The following is an 8,492-nucleotide window of genomic DNA, read 5'->3' as shown; positions in this document are numbered from 1 at the left end:
CTGCTGCCCGGCGACAACCCCGACTATCAGTGGGGCGACGGGTGCCTGGCCGACCAGCTGATCGGGCAGTGGTGGGCGCACCAGCTCGACCTCGGCCACCTGCTGCCCGCCGAGCACGTGCGCGCCGCCCTCGCCGCGGTGGTGCGGCACAACCTCCGCCGCGGGTTCCGCGACTTCAGTCATCCGTACCGGGTGTTCGCTGACGGTGACGACGCGGGGCTGCTGGAGTGTGCCTGGCCGCACGGCGGCCGGCCCGGGGTCCCGATCCGGTACGCCGACGAGGTGTGGACCGGCTCGGAGTACCAGGTGGCCGCGCACTGCCTGCGCGAGGGCTTGCATCACGAGGGGCGCGCCGTGCTGGACGCCGTGTGGGGACGCTACGACGGGCGGCGGCGCAACCCGTTCAACGAGATCGAGTGCGGCGACCACTACGCCCGCTCGCTCGCCGGCTGGTCGGCGCTGCAGGCGCTGGCAGGGTTCACCCACGACGCCCCGGCCGGCGCCTACACCTTCCGCCGCCCGGACACCGCCCTGCCGTTCCTCGCGGGCTCCGGTTGGGGCCTGTGGTCGCAGCAGGGTGACCAACTCGTCATGGCCTGCACCGGCGGGCAGCTCGACCTGCACCGGCTCACGGTCGTCGGCGGCGTAGGCGAGTACCACGCGTCCGTCGACGGGACGGCCGTGCCGACGCGGTGCACCGACGCAGGCATCGAATTCCCCGATGGCACAAGGCTGATCGCCGCGCAGACACTCATCCTGGCGGCCCGCTGAGGATTTGGACTGTCAGCGGTACTGCGTGATAGCGCGTGGTGGTGAGTTCGTCGACGGTGCTTCGGTGGTGTTGTCAGTGGTGGGTGTCGGCATGTCGCGGCGCGAGCGTAATTGCGGACACATTCGGGTGGTGCTGACCACCGGTTCGGTGCAGGTAAACTAAGCCGTGATCCAGCGCGAGACTTCGGCCTCCGCACATCGACGCGTCGATGGACCGGTGCGGACGTGTGTCGGTTGCCGAAAGCGAGAGTTGGCCGTCGAACTGCTTCGAGTGGTGGCTGTGTCGACCGGGAACGGTAAATACGCCGTGACCGTTGACCCAGCAGGTAGTCTTCCGGGGCGGGGTGCATGGCTGCATCCCATTCCGCAGTGCGCACAACAAGCGATCCGGCGGCGAGCGTTCGCGCGAGCGTTGCGGATCGCCGGAGCACTGGACGCATCAGCGGTGGTCGAGCACATCGAGTTTTTGGACGCGCCCGATCATCCCGCCAACAGAACAGGTAGCGAAGAACATGAGCACACCGTGAAGTCCCGATGACCATGCGTCATAGCTAAACCCGAGGCGCGGCCGACCACAGCTGTCGCCTCATAGACAGGAGATGTAGTGGCAGGCAAGGCGCGCGTACACGAGTTAGCTAAGGAACTCGGTGTTACCAGCAAGGAAGTTCTGGCCCGGCTCAACCAGCAGGGTGAATTCGTCAAATCCGCATCGTCGACAGTAGAAGCGCCGGTCGCGCGTCGGCTGCGTGAGTCGTTCGGCGGCGGCAAGCCCGCGCAAGAGAAGACCGCCGGCAACGGCGCGGCCGCGACCAAAGCCGCCGTCAAAGCGGCCGCCCCCGCGCCGCAAAAACCCGCGGGTCCCAAACCGTCCGCTCCGCGGGCGCCCGAACCGCCCCCGCCGCCGGCCCCTGCTGCCGAACAGCCGCAGGTGCAGGCGGCCCCGCAGGCTCCGACCCCGGCCCCGGCTCCGACGCCGACGCGTCCCGGACCCACACCCGGTCCGCGCCCGGCCCCGAAGCCGGCGGCTCGCACGCCGCGCGTCGGCAACAACCCGTTCTCGACGGCACAGCCCGTCGAACGGCCAATTCCACGTCCGCCGGCACCCCGTCCGGGTGCCGCCCGGCCCGGCGCTCCGCGCCCGGGCGCGTCGCCCGGCAGCATGCCGCCCCGTCCCGGCGGCGCCGGTGGCGGACAAGGTCGACCCCCGCGTCCCGGCGGCGGACCGCGCCCCGGCTTCGGCAACCGGCCGGGAGGCGGCGGCCCGGGCGGTGGTCGCCCCGGCGGCGGTGGCGGCGGTGGCAACTACCGCGGTGGCGGTGCCGGTGGTGGCGGCGGCGTCGGTGCTCCGCCCAGTGGTGGCGGTGGCGGCTTCCGCGGTCGTCCAGGCGGCGGCGGTGGCGGCGGTGGCCGTCCCGGTCAGCGCGGTGGCGCGGCCGGCGCGTTCGGCCGTCCCGGCGGCGCGCCGCGGCGCGGACGCAAGTCCAAGCGGGCGAAACGCGCCGAATACGAGAACATGCAGGCGCCGGTCGTCGGTGGCGTGCGGTTGCCGCATGGCAACGGCGAGACCATCCGGCTGGCCCGCGGCGCATCGCTGAGCGATTTCGCCGAGAAGATCGACGCCAATCCGGCCGCGCTGGTGCAGGCGCTGTTCAACCTCGGTGAGATGGTCACCGCCACGCAGTCCGTGGCCGACGAGACCCTCGAGCTGCTCGGCGGTGAGATGAACTACAACGTGCAGGTCGTCAGTCCCGAGGACGAGGACCGCGAGCTGCTGGAGTCGTTCGACCTGAGCTACGGCGAGGACGAAGGCGGCGAGGAGGACCTCCGGACCCGCCCGCCGGTGGTGACCGTGATGGGCCACGTCGACCATGGCAAGACCCGACTGCTGGACACGATCCGCAAGGCCAACGTCCGCGAGGGCGAAGCCGGCGGCATCACCCAGCACATCGGTGCGTATCAGGTGGCCGTCGAACTCGAGGGCACCGAGCGGTTGATCACGTTCATCGACACCCCGGGGCACGAAGCGTTCACCGCCATGCGTGCCCGCGGCGCGAAGGCCACCGACATCGCCATCCTGGTGGTGGCGGCCGACGACGGCGTGATGCCCCAGACGGTGGAGGCGATCAACCACGCCCAGGCGGCCGATGTGCCGATCGTGGTCGCGGTCAACAAGATCGACAAAGAGGGCGCCGACCCGGCCAGGATCCGCGCCCAGCTGACCGAATACGGTTTGGTGGCCGAGGACTTCGGCGGCGACACGATGTTCGTCGACATCTCGGCGAAGCTGGGCACCAACATCGAGGCGCTGCTCGAGGCGGTTCTGCTGACTGCAGACGCGACGCTGGACCTGAGGGCCAACCCCGACATGGAGGCCCAGGGTGTCGCGATCGAGGCCCACTTGGACCGCGGCCGCGGTCCGGTGGCCACGGTGCTCGTGGCTCGTGGCACGCTGCACGTCGGCGACTCCGTGGTGGCCGGCGACGCGTACGGGCGCGTCCGCCGGATGGTCGACGAATACGGCGAGGATGTCGACGAGGCGCTGCCGTCGCGGCCAGTCCAGGTCATCGGCTTCACGTCGGTGCCCGGCGCCGGTGACAACTTCCTCGTCGTCGACGAGGACCGCATCGCCCGCCAGATCGCCGACCGGCGCAGCGCGCGCAAGCGCAACGCACTGGCCGCCCGTTCCCGCAAGCGCATCAGCCTCGAGGACCTCGATTCGGCACTGAAGGAAACCAGCCAGCTGAACCTGATCCTGAAGGGCGACAACGCCGGCACCGTGGAGGCACTGGAGGAGGCCCTGATGGGCATCCAGGTCGACGACGAGGTCGAGCTGCGGGTCATCGACCGCGGCGTCGGTGGCGTGACCGAAACCAACGTCAACCTGGCGTCGGCGTCCGACGCGATCATCATCGGGTTCAACGTGCGCGCCGAGGGGAAGGCCACCGAGCTGGCCAACCGTGAGGGCGTCGAGATCCGGTACTACTCGGTGATCTACCAGGCCATCGACGACATCGAAAATGCGCTCAAGGGCATGCTGAAACCGGTCTACGAAGAGCGCGAGCTGGGCCGGGCCGAGGTTCGAGCGTTGTTCCGCTCGTCGAAGGTCGGTCTCATTGCGGGCTGCCTGGTCACGTCGGGCATCATCCGCCGTAACGCCAAGGCACGACTGCTGCGCGACAACGTCGTGGTCGCCGAAAACCTCACCGTGCAGTCGCTGAGGCGCGAGAAGGACGACGTCACCGAGGTCCGCGACGGCTACGAATGTGGTCTGACGATCGGGTACTCCGACCTCAAGGAGGGCGACACGATCGAGACGTACGAGCTGGTGGAGAAGGAGCGCGCCTGATGAGCGGAGCGAAGAAGGCCAGCAAGCGTGGCTGATCCGGGGCGAGCGCGTCGGTTGGCCAAGCGGATCTCCACGATCGTCGCGTCCGCGATCGAGTACGAGATCAAGGACCCGGGGCTGGCGGGGGTGACCATCACCGACGCGAAGGTCACCGCCGACCTGCACGATGCCACCCTCTATTACACGGTGATGGGCCGCACGATCGACGACCGGCCGGACTACGCGGGCGCAGCGGCGGCGCTGGACCGCGCCAAGGGTGTGCTGCGCACGAAGGTCGGCGCGGGCACCGGGGTGCGGTTCACGCCGACGCTGACGTTCGTACGCGACACCGTGCCCGACGCCGCGCACAGGATGGAGGAACTGCTCGCACGGGCGCGCGCAGCCGACGAGGATCTGGCCCGGGTGAGGCAGGGCGCCACTCCCGCAGGCGACGCGCAGCCCTACCGTGTGGTAGGAGAAGAAGGACACAGCGGGGGCCCGACAAGCGTGGGGCAGGAGACCGGTGACCGCGATCAGCACGACTGACGAAACGACGGTCGGTAGGCGCGTTGACGCGCGCGGCGCAGCGGAGGTGCTGAAGTCCGCGCGCACAGTCAGCGTGATCTGCCACGTTCATCCCGATGCCGACAGTGTGGGCGCAGGGTTGGCGCTGGCACTTGTGCTGCGCCGCGACGGCGCCGACGTGCAGGTCAGCTTCGCGACGCCGGCCAAACTGCCGGAATCCCTGGCCACCCTGCCGGGTGGTGATCTGCTCGTCGCGCCCTCGCGGATGCGAAACGACGCCGACCTGGTGGTCACCGTCGACGCCCCGAGCGTCAACCGGCTAGGCGCGCTGGCCGACCGCGCCGCCAAGGCGCGTGAGGTGCTCGTGATCGATCACCACAAGTCCAACACGCTGTTCGGCAGCGTGAACTACGTTGACGCGCGCGCCGATTCGACGACGATGCTCGTCGCCGACCTGCTCGACGCATGGGACAAGCCAATCGACAAAGACGTGGCATCGTGCATATACGCAGGGCTGACCACCGACACCGGTTCGTTCAGGTGGGCGAGCCCGCGGGCGTTGCGGTTGGCCGCCCGATTGGTGGAACTCGGCGTCGACAACGCGGCGATCAGCAGGGAACTGCTCGACACCCATCCGTTCGCGTACCTGCCGATGCTGTCGCGTGTGCTGAAGACCGCGACGCTGTTGACGGACGCCGCCGAGGGGCGCGGTCTGGTCTACGTCGTTGTCTCGCACGAGAACTGGCTGGCCAACAGGTCCGAAGAGGTCGAGAGCGTGGTCGACATCGTCCGCACCACTCACGAGGCCGAGGTCGCGGCGGTGTTGAAGGAGATCGAGCCGCAGCACTGGTCGGTTTCGATGCGGGCCAAGTCGTTCGACCTGGCCACTGTGGCGACCGGGTTCGGTGGTGGCGGCCACCAGCTGGCCGCGGGCTACTCCGCCACGGGGCCGATCGACGACGTGGTGGCGCAGCTGCGACGGGCGCTTGGCTGAGCCCACCCCGCCCGCCGCCAGTACGCGCCGGATCGCCGCGTTGGCGCTGCCCGCGTTAGGCGTGTTGGCCGCGGAGCCGCTGTATCTGCTGTTCGACACCGCGGTGGTCGGGCGCCTCGGCGCCCTGTCACTGGCCGGCCTTGCCATCGGTGGGCTGATTGTCGGCGCGGTCGGTTCGGACCTCGTGTTCCTGTCCTACGGGACGACCGCCCGTGCCGCCCGCTATTTCGGGGCGGGGGACCGGGCATCCGCAGTGCGCGAGGGAGTGCAGGCCAGCTGGCTGGCCGTTGGTCTCGGCGTGGTGTTCGTCGTTGTCGTCCAGGCCGCCGCGGTGCCGCTGGTGTCCGCGATCGCGTCGAGCCGGGACATCGCCGATGCCGCGCTGTCGTGGTTGCGGATCGCGGTCATGGCAGCACCGGCGATGCTGATGTCGCTTGCCGGGAACGGCTGGATGCGCGGCGTGCAGGACACGACGCGGCCACTGCGTTACGTCGTCGTGGGGTTCGCGGTGTCCGCACTGCTGTGCCCGCTGCTGGTGTACGGCTGGGTCGGCCTACCCCGGATGGGATTGCCGGGTTCGGCTGTGGCCAACCTCGTCGGGCAGTGGATGGCGGGGTTGCTCTTCGGCAGGGCCCTGCTGGTGGAACGCGTGGCCCGAAGCCCGAACTTCTCGGTGCTGCGCGCGCAGCTGGTGCTGGGCCGCGATCTGTTCGTCCGGACCATGGCGTTCCAGGCTTGCTTCATCTCCGCGGCCGCGGTCGCGGCGCGGTTCGGGGCGGCGGCGGTGGCGGCGCACCAAATCGTGCTACAGCTGTGGAATTTCCTTGCCCTCGTTCTCGATTCGCTCGCCATCGCCGCGCAGTCGCTCGTGGGCGCCGCCCTCGGCGCCGGGCATGCCGCGCACGCGAAGTCGGTGGCATGGCGCGTGACGGCGTTCTCGGCGGTCGCGGCGACGCTGCTCGCGGCGGTGCTCGCCGTTGGCGCCTCGGTGCTGCCGCCGGTGTTCACCAACGACCGTTCCGTGCTCGACGCGATGGCCGTGCCCTGGTGGTTCCTGGTCGCACAGCTGCCGATCGCGGGGGTTGTGTTCGGCCTCGACGGTGTGCTGCTGGGCGCCGGTGACGCCAAGTTCATGCGCAACGCGACGGTGATCAGCGCGCTGGCCGGGTTTCTGCCGCTGGTGTGGCTGTCGCTGGTGTTCGGTTGGGGCCTGGCCGGCATCTGGTCGGGCCTGAGCACCTTCGTCGTGCTGCGACTGGTGTTCGTCGGCTGGCGCGCGTTCTCCGGCCGCTGGGCCGTGACGGGAATCGGCTAGCCGATGGCCGTGACAGGAATCGGCTAGCCGATCTGGCTGCGTCCCCGCTTCATCACGGCCTCGCGGTTGGCGGCGATGTCGGCGCTGCTCGCGCCCGTCCTCAGCCACTGCGCGGCCGACTGCGCCTCGATCGCGAACGCCTCGCGGGTGGCTGACTCGTCGATCCGGTGATAAGACGCCAGCAGGGCCCGCACCGCGCCCTGGTTGTTGCCGACGATCGACGTCGCGACCGCCCTGGCCGTGTCGAGCAGGTCGTCGTGCAGCACCACCTCGGTGACCAGGCCGACCCGCAGCGCGTCGTAGGCACCCAGGTAGTCGCCGGTCAGGCTCATCCGGTACGCCAGCCCGCGGCCCACAACCTGCGGCAGCCGCACCGACATGCCCCAGGTCGGCAGGATCCCGACGCGGGCATGGGTGTCGGCGAAGCGGGCCTGCTCGGAGGCGATCAGGATGTCGCAGGACAACGCGAGCTCCAGGCCGCCGGTGACCGCGACGCCGTTGATCGCGCCGATCACCGGCTTGGTCATCGACGGCCAGCGCGGCGACAGATCCGGGATCTCGCCCGACCCGTCGACGCCGCCGCCGAGTTCCTTGAGGTCCACGCCGGCGCAGAACGCCGGGTCGGCGCCGGTCAGGACCACCACGTCGACGTCGTCGTCGGACTCGGCCGCGGCCAGCGCGGAGAAAAGCTCGTCGCGCAATTGCGCCGACAGGGCATTGCGCACGCGCGGCCGGTTCAGGGTGAGGGTCCGGACGCGGTCGGCGCTTCCGGTGAGCAGAACGTCGTCGTCAGGCACGGGTCCCAGGTTAATCCCAGTTAATCCCAGCGGCGCATCGCTCCGCCCGCAAGCGCGAGGTACGCCCAGCTCCTATCGTCGAGGTATGTGCCGAAACATCACCGAACTGCGCGGGCTGCAGCCAGCCGCGACCGAGGAGGAGATCGAGGCCGCCGCACGGCAGTACGTGCGCAAGCTAAGCGGCATCACGCGGCCGACGCCGGCCAATGCCGACGTGTTCGAGACGGCGGTCGCCGAGGTCAGCGCAACGACGTCCCGGCTGCTCGCGCAGTTACCGCCGCGCAAGCAGCCGCCCAAGACCGTGCCGCCGCTGCGTCGACCGGAAGTGCGTGCGCGCCTGGCATGACGACTGTCGCGACCTACCCGGGTCTCAAGGAGTGGAGCGCGGCCGTGCATGCGCTTCTGGACGGCAGGCAGACGGTGCTGCTGCGCAAGGGCGGCATCCACGAGAAGCGGTTCGACGTGGCCTCATCACGGTTCCTGCTGTTCCCGACCGTCGCGCACAGCCACGCCGAGCGAGTGCGCGCCGAACACCAGGATCTGTTGCGGTCGTCCTCGGCCGACAGCACCGCCGACGCTGTTGTGCTGCGCGCCGGCGCGAAAGTCGTCGCGCTCGTCGAGGTGTCGCACCCCGATCGCCTTTCCGACATCGAGCCGCTGCACATCTGGACGGGGAAGTCCGTGCGTGCCGACAGAGTGGACTTCCGGCCGAAGCACAGGCTGCGCGTGCTCGTCGTACAGGCCTGCCCCCTCGTCGAGCCGATC

At 69.9% G+C, this 8,492-nt stretch carries 9 protein-coding genes; 8 read left to right on the top strand and 1 reads right to left on the bottom strand.

Translation table 11 applies throughout. From position 1 onward, the window contains the following. The 6 genes from VKG81_RS21175 to VKG81_RS21150 form a co-directional block, all read left to right on the top strand. Positions 1-771: GH116 family glycosyl hydrolase (locus VKG81_RS21175; RefSeq protein WP_324398698.1), on the top strand; the 771-nt coding region annotated here is incomplete at its 5' end. Between the two features lie 166 nt (positions 772-937). Further along, complete coding sequence (locus tag VKG81_RS21170) at positions 938-1,309, top strand: YlxR family protein (protein ID WP_324398696.1); 372 nt, start codon at positions 938-940, stop codon at positions 1,307-1,309. Between the two features lie 66 nt (positions 1,310-1,375). Next, positions 1,376-4,117: a translation initiation factor IF-2 gene (gene infB / locus VKG81_RS21165; RefSeq protein ID WP_324398694.1), complete on the top strand. Its 2,742-nt coding sequence runs from the start codon at positions 1,376-1,378 to the stop codon at positions 4,115-4,117. 27 nt (positions 4,118-4,144) lie between these two features. After that, positions 4,145-4,642 (top strand): 30S ribosome-binding factor RbfA, encoded by a 498-nt coding sequence (rbfA, locus tag VKG81_RS21160; RefSeq protein WP_324398692.1) that lies wholly within the window; start codon positions 4,145-4,147, stop codon positions 4,640-4,642. Continuing rightward, positions 4,620-5,615, top strand: a complete 996-nt coding sequence (locus VKG81_RS21155; protein WP_324398690.1) for a bifunctional oligoribonuclease/PAP phosphatase NrnA — start codon at positions 4,620-4,622, stop codon at positions 5,613-5,615. The genes rbfA and VKG81_RS21155 overlap by 23 nt, the downstream gene beginning before the upstream one ends. Further along, positions 5,608-6,930, top strand: coding sequence for an MATE family efflux transporter (locus tag VKG81_RS21150; RefSeq protein ID WP_324398688.1), 1,323 nt, complete (start codon positions 5,608-5,610; stop codon positions 6,928-6,930). Before VKG81_RS21155 ends, VKG81_RS21150 begins: the two co-directional genes overlap by 8 nt. Before the next feature lie 23 nt (positions 6,931-6,953). On the opposite strand, the gene VKG81_RS21145 is transcribed toward VKG81_RS21150, so the two are convergent. Then, positions 6,954-7,727 (bottom strand): enoyl-CoA hydratase, encoded by a 774-nt coding sequence (locus VKG81_RS21145; RefSeq protein ID WP_324398686.1) that lies wholly within the window; start codon positions 7,725-7,727, stop codon positions 6,954-6,956. A gap of 85 nt (positions 7,728-7,812) precedes the next feature. Here VKG81_RS21145 and VKG81_RS21140 point away from each other — a divergent pair, with 85 nt between their 5' ends. Next, entirely contained in the window at positions 7,813-8,073 is a 261-nt protein-coding gene (locus VKG81_RS21140; RefSeq protein WP_324398684.1) for a DUF2277 domain-containing protein, read from the top strand. Continuing rightward, positions 8,070-8,492, top strand: a 423-nt coding sequence (locus VKG81_RS21135; protein WP_324398682.1) for a DUF1802 family protein, incomplete at its 3' end; no start/stop codon positions are given. The genes VKG81_RS21140 and VKG81_RS21135, both read left to right, overlap by 4 nt.

It is taken from the genome of Mycobacterium sp. (assembly GCF_035314905.1).
Taxonomy (GTDB): Bacteria; Actinomycetota; Actinomycetes; order Mycobacteriales; family Mycobacteriaceae; genus Mycobacterium.
The sequence above is the reverse complement of the archived record's forward strand: the minus strand, read 5'-3'. Positions and strand labels throughout refer to the sequence as shown.